Below are 17,202 nucleotides of genomic sequence, written 5' to 3'. Positions count from 1 at the left end.
ATTATTTTCTTATTTTTTTATTAAAAAATATAATAAATTTATATATTTTTTAGAAAAATCTTTTTTAAATATTTTTTCTAATTTAAAATAATTGATTAAATATTTTCCATTTATTAACATACTAGGAACATAATTCAGTTTAGCTTTTTTAACATCTTGATTATTTTTTCTTATTAATATTTTAAGTGTAAAACTATTCCAAAATTTATTATATTTATCTGAATTAACTCCTGCTTCTTTTAAAAATATATCTTTAATACTAGCAGCATTGTTAATTGTATTAGTTTCTTGAATTCCTTGAAAGATAGGTAGCATAATTTTTTCTTCAACTTTCATTTTTTGTGCTATTATCCAAGCTTTTGTTAAAGTTTTGCCTAAATTTCCTCCTAAAAAGTTTACATGATAATTTTTCTTTTTTATTTTTTGATCTATTTTATTTTTTAATAGATGATGTATTTTATATATTTTTTCTAATTTATAACAATATGGACAAAAAAAAGAAAAAAAATTCATTACTTCAGGTACATCATAAATATTTTTTTTTTCTATTGTATATTCTTTTTTGTTTGTATATTCAGAAGCTAAAACTGTAAAAGATAAAAAGATAGTATATAAAACAATTAATATTTTTTTCATTTTTTATCCATAATTATATATTTATGAAAATATATTTTATAAATACAATATTTTTATAAAATGTAAGCATTTAATATCATAATATATGATATTACATTTTTAATTTAAAATGTTTATTTTTAACTGAATTGGAGTTTTAAATGATTAAAAAAAATGATGATACTCCAATGATAAAACAATATTTATCTTTAAAATCAGATTATCCTAATATGTTTCTTTTTTATCAAATAGGTGATTTTTATGAATTGTTTTATGAAGATGCAAAACGCATTTCGAAATTATTAAAAATCACTTTAACTAAAAAAGGTTACTCAAATAAAAATATTATACCTATGGCGGGTGTACCATGTCATACAGCAGAATATTATATTTCTAAACTTATTAAAATGGGAGAATCTGTTGCAATATGTGATCAAATAGAATGTGATCAGATAAAAGATTTCTATGCCAAAAAAAAGCTACTCACTCGTCAAGTAGTACGTGTTATTACTCCTGGTACTATTATAGATGAAGCTTTTCTTGAAGAGAACAAAGACAATTTTATTGCATCTATTTGGAAAGAAAACAATAAATTTGCATATTCTATTTTAGATATTTCATTAGGTTTTTTTGGTGTTTCTGAACATTTTGATAAACATTCTTTACTATCAGAAATTGAACGAACAAAACCAAGAGAGTTATTATACCCTGAAAATTTTCAAGATATTTCATTAATATCTCATATAAATTGTATACAAAAGCGTCCATTATTAGATTTTGATATAGATAGTTCATACAAGTTGCTTAACTTGCAATTTAAAACTTCTAATTTAGAAGGTTTTGGTATACAAAAAAATCATTTTGTTATTCGTCCAGCTGGTTGTCTTTTAAATTATATTAAATTAATGCATATATCGCTTTTACCTCATATTTATGGAATAAAATTTAATTATATGAAAGATAATATTATTATTAATGCTATTGCACATAAAAGTCTTGAGATTACTGAAGGTATATCAGGCAATAAAAAAAATACTTTATCTTCTATATTAAATAAAACAGTTACTTCTATGGGTACAAGATTATTAAATCGTTGGTTAAAAGCTCCATTAAAAAATTTAAATTTAATTAGGAATCGTCATAATATAGTTAAGTGTCTTCAACCTTTTTATAAAGAAATACAATCAATGCTGCGTCAGGTTAGTGATTTGGAGAGAATATCTTCTCGTTTGTCTTTGCGTACAGCTGTTCCTCGTGATTTTTTAAGAATGCGTTCTACATTAAATGTTTTACCAAAAATAGATAAAATATTAGAAAGAATAAATACTAATTGCATTAAAAAGATACAATTTTCTATTGGTAAATTTGAAAAAATATTTTTTTTATTAAAAAAATCAATAAATAAAATTGTTCCATTATCTATTCGAGATGGAGGAGTAATAGCATCAAATTATAATAAAAAACTTGATGATTTACGTGATTTAAAAAATCATTCTCAAAAATTTTTAAAAAATTTTGAGATAAAAGAAAAAAAAAATTTGAGTATTTCTTCATTTAAAATTAAATTTAATAAGATTCTCGGTTACTATGTTCAAGTAAGCAAACGTCATTCTTATTTAATTCCGAAGTATTATATTAAAGTGCAAACATTAAAAAATATGGAACGATATACTATTCCTTTGTTAAAAAATTATGAAAAAAAAGTTATTTCTGCTGAATTTGAAGCTTTACTTTTAGAAAAAAAATTATATATGGAACTATTCGATATAATCGAACCATATTTAGATAAGATAAAAAATACAGCGTTGGCATTATCAGAATTAGATGTTTTAGCGAATTTATCTGAACGTGCAATATCTTTAAATTATGTATGTCCTAAAATCACTAAAAAATATGGCATTCATTTATTAGATAGTCGTCATCCAGTTGTTGAATGTTTTTTAGATATTCCTTTTATTGCTAATTCTATTTCTTTATCAAAGAAAGATAGAATGATGATTATTACGGGTCCTAACATGGGTGGTAAAAGTACTTATATGCGTCAAGTTGCTCTTATTGTTATAATGGCGTGTATAGGTAGTTTTGTTCCTGCTAAATATGCTTCTATTGGTCCTATTGATAAAATTTTTACACGCATTGGTGCTGCAGATGATCTTAGTAATGGATGTTCAACTTTTATGATGGAAATGATGGAAATATCCAATATTTTAAATAATGCTACTTCTGATAGCTTAGTTTTAATAGATGAATTAGGACGAGGCACATCAAGTAAAGATGGATTAGCTTTATCTTGGTCTTGTGCTGAATATTTAGTATCAAAAAATAAATCTATGATTTTATTATCAACTCATTTTGTAGAATTAACAAAATTAGAAGATTTTTTTAAGCATATAAAAAATTTTTATTTTTCTGCTATTGAAAATGATTTAAATATTTCTTTTTTATATAAAATTAAAAGAGGTATATCAAATAAAAGTTATGGTATATCAGTAGCTGCTTTATCTGGTATTCCAAGTATTGTAATAAAAAATGCAAGAGATAAATTAATTGAATTAGAAAGAAAATAAATTTTTAAATTAATTTTATGTAAAATTACAATTTTTTATTAGTAGATAAAAAACTATATTTTATGTAAATTGTACTAAATTAATGGTATTAATTTATTGATATAATGAAATTTGGATATTTAGTATAATGAAAAATAAAAATCTGTTTAATGCTCTTTTTCCTTTTCAATCGGATCAATTAGAAAATTTAAAAAAAATTGAAAAAAATTTTTCTAGTGTTCAGTGTGCTTGGCTTTCGGGTTATTTTTGGAATTTAGCTAATAAAGATTCTTCTCAATTAAAATTGGAAATGAATAAAAAATTTCAAGAAGAAAGTTCAAACAATACTATTACCATTATATCTGCATCTCAAACTGGAAACGCATTATCACTTGCTGAACGTTTAAATAGTTATTTAAATGACAAAAATAAAAAAACTTGCTTTGTTAAAGCGGCTGATTATAATTTTAAAAAAATTCAAGATGAAAAAATTTTAGTTTTAATTATTTCTACTCAAGGAGAAGGAGAACCTCCAGAAGAAGCATTGTCTTTATATAAATTTATTATGTCTAATAAAGCTCCTCAATTAAATCAGTTATACTATAGCATATTTGCATTAGGAGATAGTTCCTACGATTTGTTTTGCCAAGCAGGAAAAGATTTTGATAAAAGATTGAGTGAATTAGGAGCAAAACGTTTATTAAATAGATTAGATGCAGACATTGAATATGAAGAAAATTATATTAAATGGTCTCAAAATTTGTTGGTTTCTTTAAAAAATATAGATATTTCTTCTCCCTTTCTGAATAATAAAGGTGTTATTAATCAAAAAACAATATGTACTAAGAATGATCCCGGTACAGCATTTGTATTAGTTAATCAAAAGATTACTGGTAGAAATTCAACAAAAGATATTTATCATATTGAGTTAGACGTTAGCAAACTTAATATTATCTACACTCCTGGTGATGCATTAGGTATTTGGTATCAAAATAGTAGTAAATTAGTAAATAAAGTATTGGAAATTCTTTATATAGACAAATCTGATAAAATAATATTTAAAAATAAATCAATCACGATTTTTGATGCTTTAAAAAATAATTTTGAACTTACTACAAATACTAAAAATATTATTCGACTTTATGCTGATATTACAAAAAATAAAATTTTAAAAGAGATTATATCAGATGAAAAAATCTTAAATGATTATGTAAAAAATACGCCTTTAACAAAAATGATTTGTGATTTTCCTAAGAAATTATCTTCTCAAAAATTTATTAATATATTACGTCCTTTAACACCTCGTTTGTATTCTATTTCTTCTTCACAATCTGAAGTAAATGATGAAGTTCATATTACAGTTAGTTTAGTAAAAAAAATAATTTCTGGTTCTTTGTATTTAGGTGGTTCTTCTAGTTATTTATCACAAACTTTAAAAGTTGATGATTCTGTAAAAATTTTTATTGAAAAAAACAACAATTTTCGTTTACCTCTAGATAAAGATACATCTATTATTATGATTGGTTCCGGAACTGGCATTGCTCCGTTTCGTGCCTTTATGCAGCAACGTGATAATGATCAATCTACTGGTAAGAATTGGATTTTTTTTGGTAATCCCAATTTTACAGAAGACTTTTTATATCAATTAGAATGGCAAAAATATTTAAAAAAAGGACTTCTTACTAAAATTAGTTTAGCTTGGTCGAAAGATCAAAAAAATAAAGTATATGTTCAAGATAAAATAAGAGAAAATGCAGAAGAGATATGGTATTGGATAAAAAATGGTGCACAAATATATGTTTGTGGTAACGCATCTAAAATGGCAAAAGATGTTGAAATAGCATTATTAGATATTTTTAGAAAAAATGGTAATATGACAATTGACGAGTCCAGCGAATTTTTAGAAACTTTACGAATACAAAAACGTTATCAAAGAGATGTGTATTAATGAAAAAAAATCATAAAAAAATACTTTTAGAAAAAACAAAAGAAGAAAATATTAAAGAAAACAGTAATTACCTTAGAGGTACAATTATAGATGATTTAAAAAATGAAATTACTAATGGTTTTACTGGAGATAATTTTTCATTAATTCGATTTCATGGTATGTATCAGCAAGATGATCGGGATTTACGTATAGAACGTAATGAGCAAAAATTAGAACCACGTTACGCAATGATGTTACGTTGTCGATTACCCGGAGGAATTATTTCAGCTAAAAAGTGGTTAAAAATTGATCAGTTTGCAAATGAAAATACGTTATATAGAACTATTCGATTAACTAATCGTCAAACTTTTCAACTTCATGGTATTTTAAAAAAAAAATTAAAAGATGCTCATAAAATGCTACATGAAATTGGTTTAGATGCTTTAGCGACAGCTAACGATGTTAATAGAAATGTTCTTTGCACCTCAAATCCTGATCAATCTTTATTACATAAATCATGTTATGAATGGGCTAAAAAAATTTCTGATTTTTTATTGCCTAAAACTAAAGCTTATGCAGAAATTTGGTTGGATCAAGAAAAAGTTGCAACTACAGATCACGAACCTATTTTAGGGAAAACTTATTTACCAAGAAAATTTAAAACTACAGTAGTTCTTCCGCCATACAATGATGTGGATTTATATGCAAATGATATGAATTTTATAGCAATTACAGAGAATAATAAAATTATTGGATTTAATGTACTAGTAGGTGGTGGTTTGTCTATCAATCATGGAAATAAAAATACATGGCCATTTCTTGCTGTTGAATTAGGATATATTACTTCTGAAAATGTTTTATCTATTGCTCAAGCTATAGTAACTACGCAAAGAGATTGGGGAAATCGTACTGATCGAAAAAATGCAAAAACTAGATATACTATACAAAGAGTAGGTGTAAGTGTTTTTAAAAAAGAGGTTGAAAAAAGAGCTAACGTAAATTTCGAAACTATTAGACCTTATTACTTTAATAGTCGAGGCGATAAATTTGGATGGACTAAGAATATTAATAATGATTGGAGTTTAACAATATTTATTCAAAATGGTAGAATTGACGATAATAAAAAACAATTAGTAAAAACAGGTTTATTAAAAATAGCGAATTTACATGAAGGCAATTTTCGGCTTACTGCTAATCAAAATATAGTCATATCTAAAATATCAAATAAAAACAAACAAAAAATAGAAGAAATTGCATTATCACATGGACTGATCAAAAAAAATACTCCATTACGTGAGCACTCTATGGCTTGTGTTTCTTTTCCTACTTGTCCCTTGGCCATGGCGGAAGCTGAACGTATGCTATCTTTTTTTATTACGCAAGTAGAAAATATCATGTTAAAATATGGTGTTGAAAAGGAAATAATAATCTTACGTATTTCTGGATGTCCTAATGGTTGTGGAAGATCTTTATTATCTGAAATTGGTTTAATTGGAAAAGCTATTGGTCGATATAATCTATATTTAGGTGGAAATCGTATAGGTAATCGTATTCCAAAGATATACAAAGAAAATATTACAGTAAAAGAAATATTAACTCATTTAGAATTTTTGATAAAGACCTGGTCAATTAAAAGAAAAATTAAAGAAGATTTTGGAGATTTTATTATTAGAAAGAGAATTGTTAAAGAAATTATTGATCCTATTCACGATTTTTGGAATTGATAGAGAGAAAATATGTCTCAATTTAAATATGAAAATATAAATTTGTTGGATTCTAAAAAAAAAAGAATTTTTATTTAAATTTAACGTGATACTATCTAAGTATTCAGCTCAAAAGCGTATATCTTGGTCATTAAAAAATTTACCATGTACGCATATTATGTCATCTAGTTTTGGTATTCAATCAATTGTGTTATTACATCTTATAGTCACACAAAAACCTAATATTCCTATCATATTAATTGATACTGGATATTTATTTCCTCAAACATATCATTTTATTGATCTTTTAACAAAAAAATGGAATTTAAATTTAAAAGTGTTTCGTTCTAAAATATCCCCCTCATGGCAAGAAGCACGTTATGGAAAACTATGGACAAAAGGTCTTCAGGGGATTAATTTATATAATACTATAAATAAAGTAGAACCAATGAATTTAGCTTTTAAAAAATTATCGGTAAAGACATGGTTTGCAGGACTACGACGTCAACAATCTAACAGTCGAAGTTCGTTGGAATACATTTCTATTCAAAAAAATATTTTTAAAGTTTTACCAATTTTAGATTGGTCTAACGATGAAATACATACATATATTAAAAAAAATAAATTGAGCATTCATCCTTTATTAAAAGAGGGCTATATTTCTGTAGGAGATGTTCATACTACAAAGAAATTTGAAGACGGTATGCTAGAAGAAGAAACACGTTTTTTTGGATTAAAAAGAGAATGTGGTTTGCATGAAGATAAGACTTAATAAATTTATATATTTATAAAAATAGTTTTTTATAAAAAAAATAAGATATTTTTTTTATATTTTATATATATAATATATATATAGATTTTCTATTTTTTCAATAAGGTAAATGTGAATTATCTTCCTATTTTTTTAGATTTAAAGAAAAAAAACATATTAGTAGTAGGAGCTGGAGAAATTGCTTTTAATAAAATTAAACTACTGCTTCGTTCTGGAGCTATAGTTAATATTATTAGTAAAGACATATGTTCTGAGATAAAAGAATTATTAAATAAAAAAAAAGTATTTTGGATATCTCATACTTTTAGTAGTACTTATATTCATAAAATGTTTTTAGTAATTGCTGCTACTAATAATATTAAATTAAATAAAAGAGTCTTTCAAATATGTAATAAATTCTATAAATTAGTTAATGTAGTAGACGATCAGTCAAAATGTTCTTTTATTTTTCCTTCTATTATTGATCGTTCACCAATAGTTTTAGCTGTCTCTTCAGGAGGAACAGCACCTGTTTTATTGCGTTTGTTACGTGAAAAAGTTGAATCTATTCTTCCCTTAAGATTAGGTGATGTTGCTAAAATTGCTGGAAATTGGAGACCGATCATTAAAAAAAAATTTGACAATGTATTAGAAAGACGTCGATTTTGGGAGAAATTGTTTAATAGTATTTTTGTTCAATATGTAATAAGTCGACAAACAAAAAAAGCAATTGATTTTTTAATGAAAATGATTGATGAACCCAATATATTAAGAGGGGAAATTATTTTAGTAGGTGCTGGACCTGGAAACGGCAGTTTACTCACTTTAAGAGGATTACAGGTACTGCAAGAAGCAGATATAGTGTTATATGATAATTTAGTTTCTTTAGAAATTTTAGATTTAATTCGTCGAGATGCAAAATGTATTTGTGTTGGAAAATCAGCTGGTATAAAAAATATTACTCAAGATGAAATTATAAAATTACTAATATCTTTAGCAAAAAAAGGGAAAAAAGTAGTTCGTTTGAAAGGAGGAGATCCATTCATATTTGGTCGAGGCGGAGAAGAGTTAGAAGCAGCAAAAAATGCTGGAATTGATGTTCAAGTTGTACCTGGAATTACATCTGCAATTGGCATTGCAGCTTATACTGGTATACCATTAACACATCGAGAATATGCACAAGGCGTAATATTTATTACAGGTCATAAATGTAAAAATAGCATATTAAATAATTGGTCTATTTTATCTGATTCTTCGTATACCTTAGTTATATATATGGGTAGTTTACAGGCGTTAAATATTTCTCAAAAACTTATTTTTCATGGTCGTTCAAAATCTACTCCAATAGCTGTAATTAGCAAAGGCACTATGATTAAACAAAAAGTTTTTATAGGACGTTTAGATGAACTTGATAAAGTAGTTAAATTTGCTATAAATCCATCTTTATTAATTATTGGAAAAGTTGTTTTATTGCATAAAAAATTAGAATGGTTTAATACTTTTAATGAACTGAACAAAATAAAACATACATCTTCTATAGTAAATTTAATTTAAGGAAAGACGATGTTTAAAAAAAATGCTACTCATTTACGTCAATTAGAATCAGAAAGTATTTATATCATGCGTGAAGTAATAGCAGAGTTTGATAATCCTGTCATGTTATATTCTATTGGTAAAGATTCTTCAGTTATGTTGCATCTTGCCAGAAAATCTTTTTATCCAGGTCGTTTGCCTTTTCCACTATTACATATAGATACTGGGTGGAAATTTAGAGAAATGTATTCCTTTAGAGATCGAATAGCTAAATCTTTAAATATAGAATTAATTGTTCATTCTAATATAAAAGGAAAATTGTTAGGTATAAATCCTTTTCAAGATGGTAGTGCCAAATACACTGACATAATGAAAACTGAAGGATTAAAAGAAGCATTAAATAAATATAAATTTGATGCTGCTTTTGGTGGAGCTAGACGGGATGAAGAAAAATCACGTTCTAAAGAACGTATTTATTCCTTTCGCGATTCTTTTCATCAATGGAATCCTAAAGAACAACGCCCTGAATTGTGGTGGAATTACAACAGTCAAATTAACAAAGGAGAAAGCATTCGTGTTTTCCCTCTGTCAAATTGGACAGAATTAGATATTTGGCAATATATTTTTTTAGAAAATATTGAAATTGTACCACTTTACTTTGCTGCTATTCGACCGGTTTTGGAAAGAGATGGCGCCTTATTAGTAATTGATGATGATCGTATTAATATTAACCCGAATGAACAAGTAATGCAAAAAATGGTTCGATTCCGAACATTAGGTTGTTGGCCATTAACTAGTGCCATTGAATCTACATCTACTACTTTACCAGATATTATTCAAGAAACATTAATAGTTAAAACAAGCGAGCGTACAGGTCGATCTATTGATCATGATAAGCAAAGCTCTATGGAATCTAAAAAAAGACAAGGTTACTTTTAAAAATAGGTTGATCTTAAAATGAATAAAAATTTTAATGCTAAACGTGTTATTATGCAAGATAATTTTCAAAATTGGTTGTATTTAAATGAGAAAAAAACTTTATTGAAATTTTTGACATGTGGTAGTGTAGATGATGGAAAAAGTACTTTAATTGGTCGTCTATTGCATGATACCCAACAAATTTACGAAGATCATTTATCTTCTTTAAAAAAAGATAGCAAACGTCATGGAACACAAGGAAAAAAAATAGATCTTGCATTAATAGTAGATGGACTTCAATCAGAACGCGAACAAGGCATTACTATTGATGTAGCATATCGTTATTTCTCGACAAAAAAAAGAAAATTTATTATTGCCGATACCCCAGGTCATGAACAATACACTCGAAATATGGTTACGGGTGCATCTACTTGTGATTTATCTATCTTATTAGTAGATGCTAGGAAAGGTTTATCTCAGCAAACTTATAGGCACAGTTTTATTGTTACATTACTTGGAATTAAGTATCTTATTGTTGCAATAAATAAAATGGATTTAGTGGAATATAAAGAAGATATTTTTTCAAAAATAAAAAATGATTTTTTTCTATTTTCAAAAAATCTTTCAAAAGATCTAAAAATTTTTTTCGTTCCTATATCGGCATTAATTGGGGAAAATATTGTATTTAAAAGTAATTCTATGCCATGGTATAAGGGAAATACATTATTACATATTTTAGAAAATATCAAAATTAAAGATACATGTAATTCATCAGAAATTAGATTTCCAATACAATATGTTAATCGACCTAATGCAAATTTTCGTGGATATTCTGGTACATTATTTTCTGGTACAGTTTATGTTGGACAGAATGTAAAAATATTACCTGGTAATATTCATTCGTCTATCGTTCGTATTTTAAATTTTAATAAAGATATACAAAAAGCAGAAACTGGTGAACCTATTACGATAGTATTAAAAGATGAAATTGATATTAGTCGAGGAGATTTTTTTGTTAATGTAGATTCTTGTTTAGAATCTTGTCAAGAAGCAATTGTAGATATCGTTTGGATGACTGATGATATTTTAAAAGTAGGTAATTCGTATCTTATTAAATTATCAGGAAAAAAAACGCATGTTTATATTAAAGAAATTTTATTTAAAATAGATATAAATACTTTAATTAAAAAGACAACTAATGTATTAAAGTTAAATAGTATTGGACGAATAAAAATTACATTTACTGAAAAAATGATATTTGATGATTATGCAGAAAACAAAATTACAGGTAGTTTAATTTTCATTGATCTTTTAACTAATATTACAGTAGGAGCAGGTATGATTAAAAAAAATTTGGAAAAAAAAGAAAAAATTATATCTAATAATAAAAATAATTTTGAATTAGATTTATACAATTTAATTCTTAAATATTTTCCACATTGGGATATTAAAAAATAGTATATAGGTTTTATCATGAATAATTTTTTTAAAAAAGACATCACTTGGCAAAAATGTTCGGTAACGCGGGTGAAACGTGAAAAAAAAAATAGTCATAAATCTTTTGTAATATGGTTTACAGGATTATCAGGATCAGGAAAATCTAGTATTGCTAATTCTTTAGAACAAATTCTTTTTAAAAATAATTGTAGTACTTATTTATTAGATGGAGATAATATTAGATCAGGTTTATGTTCTGATTTAGGTTTTAGTGTTGTAGATAGAAATGAAAATATTAGACGTATTGGAGAGGTGGTAAGGCTATTGATAGATGCAGGAATTATAGTTTTAGTTGCTGTTATTTCTCCTTATAAAAATCATAGAGAAATGATTTTTTCACGTTTAGGAAAAAAAAATTTTTTGGAAGTTTTTGTAGACACTCCGATTGATATATGTAAAGAACGTGATCCTAAAAAATTATATAAAAAATCTTTTTTTGGTGAAATATCTAATTTTACCGGTATTCAATCTGTATATGAAAGACCAGAAAAACCAGATTTGCATTTAGATGGAACAGCATCCTTAAAAAAGAATACACAAAAATTAATTAAAATATTACATGATCGATATATTATATCCTTTCCTAATATTAAGTAAAAATTTTTATTGTAAATTCAATTATATAGAGTGAAATATGAAAATACTAAAAATATTTTTACTATTTTTATTTTTTTGGTTGCAGTATTCTCTTTGGATTGGAAAAAATGGCGTTTTGGATTATATTAAAATATATAAAAAAATTATAATTCAAAAAAAAAAAAACGAGGATTTTGAAATAAGGAATAATCAGTTAATATTAGAAATTGAACGTTTAAATAGTATAATAAAAAAATAAAAAATTTTTAAAAATGTTAAATAAATAAATTTTTTTGGATATTCAATGACATTAATTAATTCACCTAAGCCAAAAATTATGGCCGTAGTTCCTGCTGCAGGAATAGGTCGAAGAATGCAGTTAGCTTTTCCAAAACAATATATAAAAATAAAAAATTTTACTATTCTTGAATATACCTTAAAAACATTGTTATTACATCCTAATATAGTTCGTATTATTGTAAGTTTACATCAAGAGGATAATTATTTTCATAAATTACCTATATCATCTGATTTGCGGATTTTATCTGTATTAGGAGGTCCCGAAAGAATATATTCTGTTCTATCTGGGTTAATGGTTAAAACAGACGCTGATTTAGTAATGGTGCACGATGCAGTACGTCCTTGCTTGAGTTATAAAGATTTAGAAAATTTAATTTCTACTGCTAAAAATAGCAAAGTAGGTGGTATTTTAGTACGACCTGTTTCTGATACTATAAAATGTACTGATCGAACAAATCAAAAAATATTACATACTATTCCTAGAAAACAACTATGGCATGCTTTAACTCCTCAATTATTTCCAATAAATTTATTACGATTGTGCTTAAAAAAAATTATTCAAGATCAAATTACTATAACGGATGAATCATCAGCATTGGAATATTGCGGACATTATCCTGAAATAGTTTTAGGAAGTCATAAAAATATAAAAATCACTTATCCTGAAGATATTGTTTTTGCGAGACTTTATCTTAAAGATTTTTTTAAAAAATAAAGAGGATGTAATTAATAATGAGAATTGGATGTGGTTTTGATATTCACGCATTTGGTAGTATGAAACCTTTAATTATTGGGGGGGTAAAAATACCTTATCATCAAGGTTTACTTGCTCATTCTAATGGTGATGTGTTAATTCATTCTTTAATAGATGCATTTTTAGGAGCAACGGCAATAGGTGATATTGGTACACTTTTCCCTAGTGAAAACAAAAAATATAAAAATATCAACAGTAGAACTTTATTAAAAGATGTATGGAAGAAAATTTATTCGAAAAATTATCGTATATGTAATGTGGATACTACTATTATTGCTGAAACCCCCAAAATTTTACCTCATATTTTTTTAATGAGATCAAATATATCATCAGATCTCAACATTGAAATAGAAAAAGTAAGTGTAAAATCTACAAGTTCTAAAATGATAGGATGTATTGGCAGAAAGGAAGGTATAGCCTGTCAATCAGTCGTGATGCTTATAGAGTCTAAAAACAGTAATTTGAAAAAAAAATATTAACATTTATTTTATATAAAAATTTTATTATCTAATTTTATTATAATGAAATTTAACGGTGTGATAAATGCAATCAAATTTTTTAATATATAGATTATTTTTTTTAATTTTTACATTTTTTTCCTATACAAATATTGCATCTGGAAATTCAATCATTAAAAAAAATGAAAAATCTTTTTTAAATCATTTAAAAAAAATAAAAAATACATTTTATCAAGATTGTTTAAATGATTTTTTTTTTAAAAAAAATCATTTTTCATCATTAAAAAATAATGAAAAATATTTTAATAAAAAAAACAATTTTTTTATTGGTAATCATAATTATATGATTTGTTTTAAAAAAAATATTTTTCATGTTTTTTATATTGTAAAAAAAAGAGATACATTATTTTCTCTTTGTAAACATTTTGGTTATACTTGTCAAAAATTATATGAATTTAATAATTTTAAGAAATCCTATAAAATATTTATAGGACAAAAGGTATGGATTGCAAATATTTCAATTAAGAATATAAATCTTTTAAGATTTATCATCTTCAATGAAGATAAAATTAAAAAAAAGTATATTTCTTGTAAATCATTTTTTGAAAAATCATCAAATATCGCACATTTAATTAAAATGAATAAATTTTTTAAAAAAATATATTTTCCATTACATAATAAATTAAAAGAAAAAAATAATATTTATTTACAAAAAAAAAATTTTTTTATTTCTGATCTTTGGTGTTTGCCTGTAAGAAATTTAAATATCAAAAAATTGTCTAATTTTAAAATTAATGATCATCAAGGTTTTGAAATATCTGGTTTTAAAGGGCAATCTATTTATGCCGTAGCTTCCGGCGAAGTTGTTTTTATTGATAGTTCTTTTAAACATTATGGTCGTTTGATTATTATTCAACATAAAAATAATTATTTAAGTATATATGGATGTAACGAATCTATTTTAGTTAATGAAAAAGATAAAGTATATAAAAAACAGAAAATTGCTACTATGGGCTCATTAAACAATAGATCTTTTAAATTATATTTTCAAATACGTTATAAAGGAGAACCTATTAATCCACAAGTTATTCTGCCTAACACTAAATAATAAAAAAATCATATTTTTTACTTTAATATTATATTGAGAAATTTGTGAAAACTATCATATTTAAAGATTTTCAATTTGAAGCAGCACATTATCTACCATATGTTGATAAAGGACATAAATGTTCACGATTACATGGTCATTCTTTTTTAGTTCGTTTAAAAATCGCAGGTAATATTCAAAAAAAAAGTGGTTGGATAATAGATTATGCCGATATTAAATCAGCTTTTAAACCTATATATAATCAGTTAGATCATAATTTTTTAAATGATATACCAGGTTTAGAAAATCCAACAAGCGAAATAATAGCTCAATGGATTTGGAACCGTTTAAAGCCAAGTTTATCTATTTTAAATGCTGTTATAATTAAAGAAACGTGCACATCAGGATGTATTTATCAAGGTGTTTAGAATTATGTTCAATTTTAATAAAGAAGTTTACTGAATTTTAATATATTTATGTATTTGTATTGATAATCGCCAATTTTTTATTATACATTGTTTAATACAAATTTTGATTGCGTTCTTATTTTGGCTAATAGGTTGTAAGAAAATATGATGTTTTTTTTTGTTTTCTATTTTTTTTAAAATATTTTCTAAATACAGTAAATCTTCTTCTTTTAAAATAGGATATTTTATCTCATTAGAACGTAAAATCGAAGTATCTAATGTTTTTTGATGTTTTTTTGGTGAGAGTGTAATCCAAGTTTTTATAGAACATATGATTAATTTCGTTCCACTAGTTTCTATTTGACATCTATATCCTTTTTTTTCTAGTTCTGTTGTAATTTCGAGAAGATTATATAAACAGGGTTCGCCACCAGTAATTACAATATGTCTAGCGGTCCATTTTTTGGTTTTTAATAATAACAAAATCTCTTTAAGATTCATGTAACTCCATTTTTTGTCTTTCTTTTTTTTCGTTATCATTTCTTTATTAGAAATTTTGTCTTTATTATTACATGTCCATGTATATTTTGTATCGCACCATTTACAATGTACTGGACACCCCTGTAATCGAATAAAAATTGATGGTGTTCCAGAGTAATAACCTTCACCTTGTATTGTTTGAAAGATTTCATTAATCGGATAGTAATACATGATTATACTCATAAAATTTTAATAGTTTTATTTTAATGAGAAACTGGTATATATTTTAGAATACCTGATTCTCATTAAAATTACCTTTTTATCTTATAAAAGATGAATGAACTTCCCTTAATCCATAGAATGGAGCATATTTTTTCCCTAATTTTTCTTCAATTCTAATTAATTGATTATATTTAGCAGTTCTATCAGATCGACTCATTGATCCAGTTTTAATTTGACCTGATGCTGTTCCTACTGATAAATCAGCTATTGATGTGTCTTCTGTTTCACCTGATCGATGAGAAATAATAACGCTATAGTTAAATTTTTTTGCAACTTTAATAGTTTCTATTGTTTCACTTAAGGTTCCAATTTGATTTAATTTTATTAAAATTGCATTTGCGATTCCTTTTTTTATTCCTTTTTTTAAAATATTTTTATTAGTAACAAATAAATCATCCCCTACTAATTGTATCTTGTCCCCTAGTTTTTTTGTTTGATATAAAAAACCTTCCCAATCTGATTCATCTTGTCCATCTTCTATAGAAATAATAGGGTATTTATTGCATAGATTTTCTAAATAATGTGTGAGTTCTTGCGAACTAAGTTGCATATCTTCTCCGAGAAATTGATATACTTTACTATTTTTATCATATAATTCAGATGCCGCACAATCTATAGATAATGTTATATCTTTGCCTAATATATATTTAGTTTTGTGTATTGCGTCTTGAATTATATCTAATGCTTCTTCATTTGATTTAAAATTTGGCGCATATCCTCCTTCATCTCCTACTGTAGTACTTATACCTTTATCCTTAAGTAAATTACCTAACTCGTGAAATATTTCTGCTCCCATGCGTATCGCTTGTTTTATTGATTGCGCACCAATAGGTTGTATCATAAATTCTTGAAGATCAATATTATTATTAGCATGTTTCCCCCCGTTAATTATATTAATCATGGGAAGAGGCATTGAAAATATTCCTGGAGTATTATTAATTTCAGAAATATATTGATAAAAAGGTATGTTCTTAGAGGATGCAACTGCTTTTGCAACTGCTAAAGATACAGATAAAATTGAATTAGCACCTAAGTTAGATTTATTTTTTGTACCATCTAAATCAATCATAGTTTGATCAATATTAATTTGATCTTGTGCATTTTTATTTTTTAAAGCATGAAAAATATTCTTATTTATTATTTCAACTGATTTTTGAACACCTTTTCCCATAAATCGATTTTTGTCATTATCTCTTAACTCTAACGCTTCAAAAGAACCTGTTGAAGCACCAGATGGTGCTGAAGCTATACCGACAAAACCGCCTTCAAGACATACTTCGCATTCTATAGTAGGATTACCCCTAGAATCAATTATTTCTCGACCAGTGATGTTTAATATTTTAGACATTTTTTGCCTTATTTGAGTAG

15 protein-coding genes and 1 pseudogene are annotated in these 17,202 nt (G+C 25.4%); 13 read left to right on the top strand and 3 right to left on the bottom strand.

What is annotated here, in order from left to right:
* Positions 1–9: 9 nt before the first annotated feature.
* Positions 10–636, bottom strand: a complete 627-nt coding sequence (locus tag AB4W74_RS02180; protein WP_367681827.1) for a DsbA family protein — start codon at positions 634–636, stop codon at positions 10–12.
* Between the two features lie 140 nt (positions 637–776).
* Between AB4W74_RS02180 and mutS the strand changes: the two genes are divergently transcribed.
* The 13 genes and pseudogenes from mutS to queD all read left to right on the top strand — a co-directional run bounded on the left by mutS (position 777) and on the right by queD (position 15,093).
* Positions 777–3,182: a DNA mismatch repair protein MutS gene (gene mutS, locus AB4W74_RS02175; RefSeq protein ID WP_367681826.1), complete on the top strand. Its 2,406-nt coding sequence runs from the start codon at positions 777–779 to the stop codon at positions 3,180–3,182.
* A gap of 127 nt (positions 3,183–3,309) precedes the next feature.
* On the top strand, positions 3,310–5,109 hold the full coding sequence (locus tag AB4W74_RS02170) for an assimilatory sulfite reductase (NADPH) flavoprotein subunit (RefSeq protein ID WP_367681825.1): 1,800 nt from the start codon (positions 3,310–3,312) through the stop codon (positions 5,107–5,109).
* A complete protein-coding gene (cysI, locus tag AB4W74_RS02165) occupies positions 5,109–6,812 on the top strand; it encodes an assimilatory sulfite reductase (NADPH) hemoprotein subunit (protein WP_367681824.1) in 1,704 nt (567 codons plus the stop codon). The genes AB4W74_RS02170 and cysI overlap by 1 nt, the downstream gene beginning before the upstream one ends.
* A 12-nt stretch (positions 6,813–6,824) precedes the next feature.
* Positions 6,825–7,563: pseudogene (locus AB4W74_RS02160) on the top strand (phosphoadenylyl-sulfate reductase).
* A gap of 111 nt (positions 7,564–7,674) precedes the next feature.
* Entirely contained in the window at positions 7,675–9,096 is a 1,422-nt protein-coding gene (gene cysG, locus AB4W74_RS02155) for a siroheme synthase CysG (RefSeq protein WP_367681823.1), read from the top strand.
* A 9-nt stretch (positions 9,097–9,105) separates the two neighbouring features.
* The gene (cysD, locus tag AB4W74_RS02150) at positions 9,106–10,014 is read left to right on the top strand and encodes a sulfate adenylyltransferase subunit CysD (protein ID WP_367681822.1); all 909 of its coding nucleotides are present in this window, start codon (positions 9,106–9,108) and stop codon (positions 10,012–10,014) included.
* Positions 10,015–10,032: 18 nt separating this feature from the next.
* Positions 10,033–11,451: a sulfate adenylyltransferase subunit CysN gene (gene cysN / locus AB4W74_RS02145; RefSeq protein ID WP_367681821.1), complete on the top strand. Its 1,419-nt coding sequence runs from the start codon at positions 10,033–10,035 to the stop codon at positions 11,449–11,451.
* 15 nt (positions 11,452–11,466) lie between these two features.
* Positions 11,467–12,087, top strand: coding sequence for an adenylyl-sulfate kinase (gene cysC, locus AB4W74_RS02140; protein WP_367681820.1), 621 nt, complete (start codon positions 11,467–11,469; stop codon positions 12,085–12,087).
* Positions 12,088–12,124: 37 nt separating this feature from the next.
* The gene (locus AB4W74_RS02135; RefSeq protein ID WP_367681819.1) at positions 12,125–12,325 is read left to right on the top strand and encodes a septum formation initiator family protein; all 201 of its coding nucleotides are present in this window, start codon (positions 12,125–12,127) and stop codon (positions 12,323–12,325) included.
* Between the two features lie 45 nt (positions 12,326–12,370).
* Positions 12,371–13,081: a 2-C-methyl-D-erythritol 4-phosphate cytidylyltransferase gene (ispD, locus tag AB4W74_RS02130; RefSeq protein WP_367681818.1), complete on the top strand. Its 711-nt coding sequence runs from the start codon at positions 12,371–12,373 to the stop codon at positions 13,079–13,081.
* Between the two features lie 17 nt (positions 13,082–13,098).
* Positions 13,099–13,599, top strand: coding sequence for a 2-C-methyl-D-erythritol 2,4-cyclodiphosphate synthase (gene ispF, locus AB4W74_RS02125; protein ID WP_367681817.1), 501 nt, complete (start codon positions 13,099–13,101; stop codon positions 13,597–13,599).
* A 64-nt stretch (positions 13,600–13,663) separates the two neighbouring features.
* The gene (locus AB4W74_RS02120) at positions 13,664–14,686 is read left to right on the top strand and encodes a peptidoglycan DD-metalloendopeptidase family protein (protein ID WP_367681816.1); all 1,023 of its coding nucleotides are present in this window, start codon (positions 13,664–13,666) and stop codon (positions 14,684–14,686) included.
* Between the two features lie 44 nt (positions 14,687–14,730).
* On the top strand, positions 14,731–15,093 hold the full coding sequence (gene queD, locus AB4W74_RS02115; RefSeq protein WP_367681815.1) for a 6-carboxytetrahydropterin synthase QueD: 363 nt from the start codon (positions 14,731–14,733) through the stop codon (positions 15,091–15,093).
* Positions 15,094–15,120: 27 nt separating this feature from the next.
* Here the strand turns inward: queD and queE are convergent, their stop codons facing one another.
* On the bottom strand, positions 15,121–15,783 hold the full coding sequence (queE, locus tag AB4W74_RS02110; protein WP_367681814.1) for a 7-carboxy-7-deazaguanine synthase QueE: 663 nt from the start codon (positions 15,781–15,783) through the stop codon (positions 15,121–15,123).
* An 88-nt stretch (positions 15,784–15,871) separates the two neighbouring features.
* Complete coding sequence (gene eno, locus AB4W74_RS02105; protein ID WP_367681813.1) at positions 15,872–17,182, bottom strand: phosphopyruvate hydratase; 1,311 nt, start codon at positions 17,180–17,182, stop codon at positions 15,872–15,874.
* Positions 17,183–17,202: the final 20 nt, after the last annotated feature.

Source organism: Buchnera aphidicola (Hyalopterus amygdali) (genome assembly GCF_964059015.1).
GTDB classification, from domain to species: domain Bacteria; phylum Pseudomonadota; class Gammaproteobacteria; order Enterobacterales; family Enterobacteriaceae; genus Buchnera; species Buchnera aphidicola_BN.
This window is presented reverse-complemented; position numbering and strand designations above follow the sequence as displayed.

Excerpts from the sequence above, each read along its gene's own strand:
- AB4W74_RS02180 (WP_367681827.1), bottom strand. The coding sequence starts at position 636 with ATGAAAAAAATATTAATTGTTTTATATACTATCTTTTTATCTTTTACA.
- mutS (WP_367681826.1), top strand. The coding sequence starts at position 777 with ATGATTAAAAAAAATGATGATACTCCAATGATAAAACAATATTTATCT.
- AB4W74_RS02170 (WP_367681825.1), top strand. The coding sequence starts at position 3,310 with ATGAAAAATAAAAATCTGTTTAATGCTCTTTTTCCTTTTCAATCGGAT.
- cysI (WP_367681824.1), top strand. The coding sequence starts at position 5,109 with ATGAAAAAAAATCATAAAAAAATACTTTTAGAAAAAACAAAAGAAGAA.
- cysD (WP_367681822.1), top strand. The coding sequence starts at position 9,106 with ATGTTTAAAAAAAATGCTACTCATTTACGTCAATTAGAATCAGAAAGT.
- cysN (WP_367681821.1), top strand. The coding sequence starts at position 10,033 with ATGAATAAAAATTTTAATGCTAAACGTGTTATTATGCAAGATAATTTT.
- cysC (WP_367681820.1), top strand. The coding sequence starts at position 11,467 with ATGAATAATTTTTTTAAAAAAGACATCACTTGGCAAAAATGTTCGGTA.
- AB4W74_RS02135 (WP_367681819.1), top strand. The coding sequence starts at position 12,125 with ATGAAAATACTAAAAATATTTTTACTATTTTTATTTTTTTGGTTGCAG.
- ispD (WP_367681818.1), top strand. The coding sequence starts at position 12,371 with ATGACATTAATTAATTCACCTAAGCCAAAAATTATGGCCGTAGTTCCT.
- ispF (WP_367681817.1), top strand. The coding sequence starts at position 13,099 with ATGAGAATTGGATGTGGTTTTGATATTCACGCATTTGGTAGTATGAAA.
- AB4W74_RS02120 (WP_367681816.1), top strand. The coding sequence starts at position 13,664 with ATGCAATCAAATTTTTTAATATATAGATTATTTTTTTTAATTTTTACA.
- queE (WP_367681814.1), bottom strand. The coding sequence starts at position 15,783 with ATGTATTACTATCCGATTAATGAAATCTTTCAAACAATACAAGGTGAA.
- eno (WP_367681813.1), bottom strand. The coding sequence starts at position 17,182 with ATGTCTAAAATATTAAACATCACTGGTCGAGAAATAATTGATTCTAGG.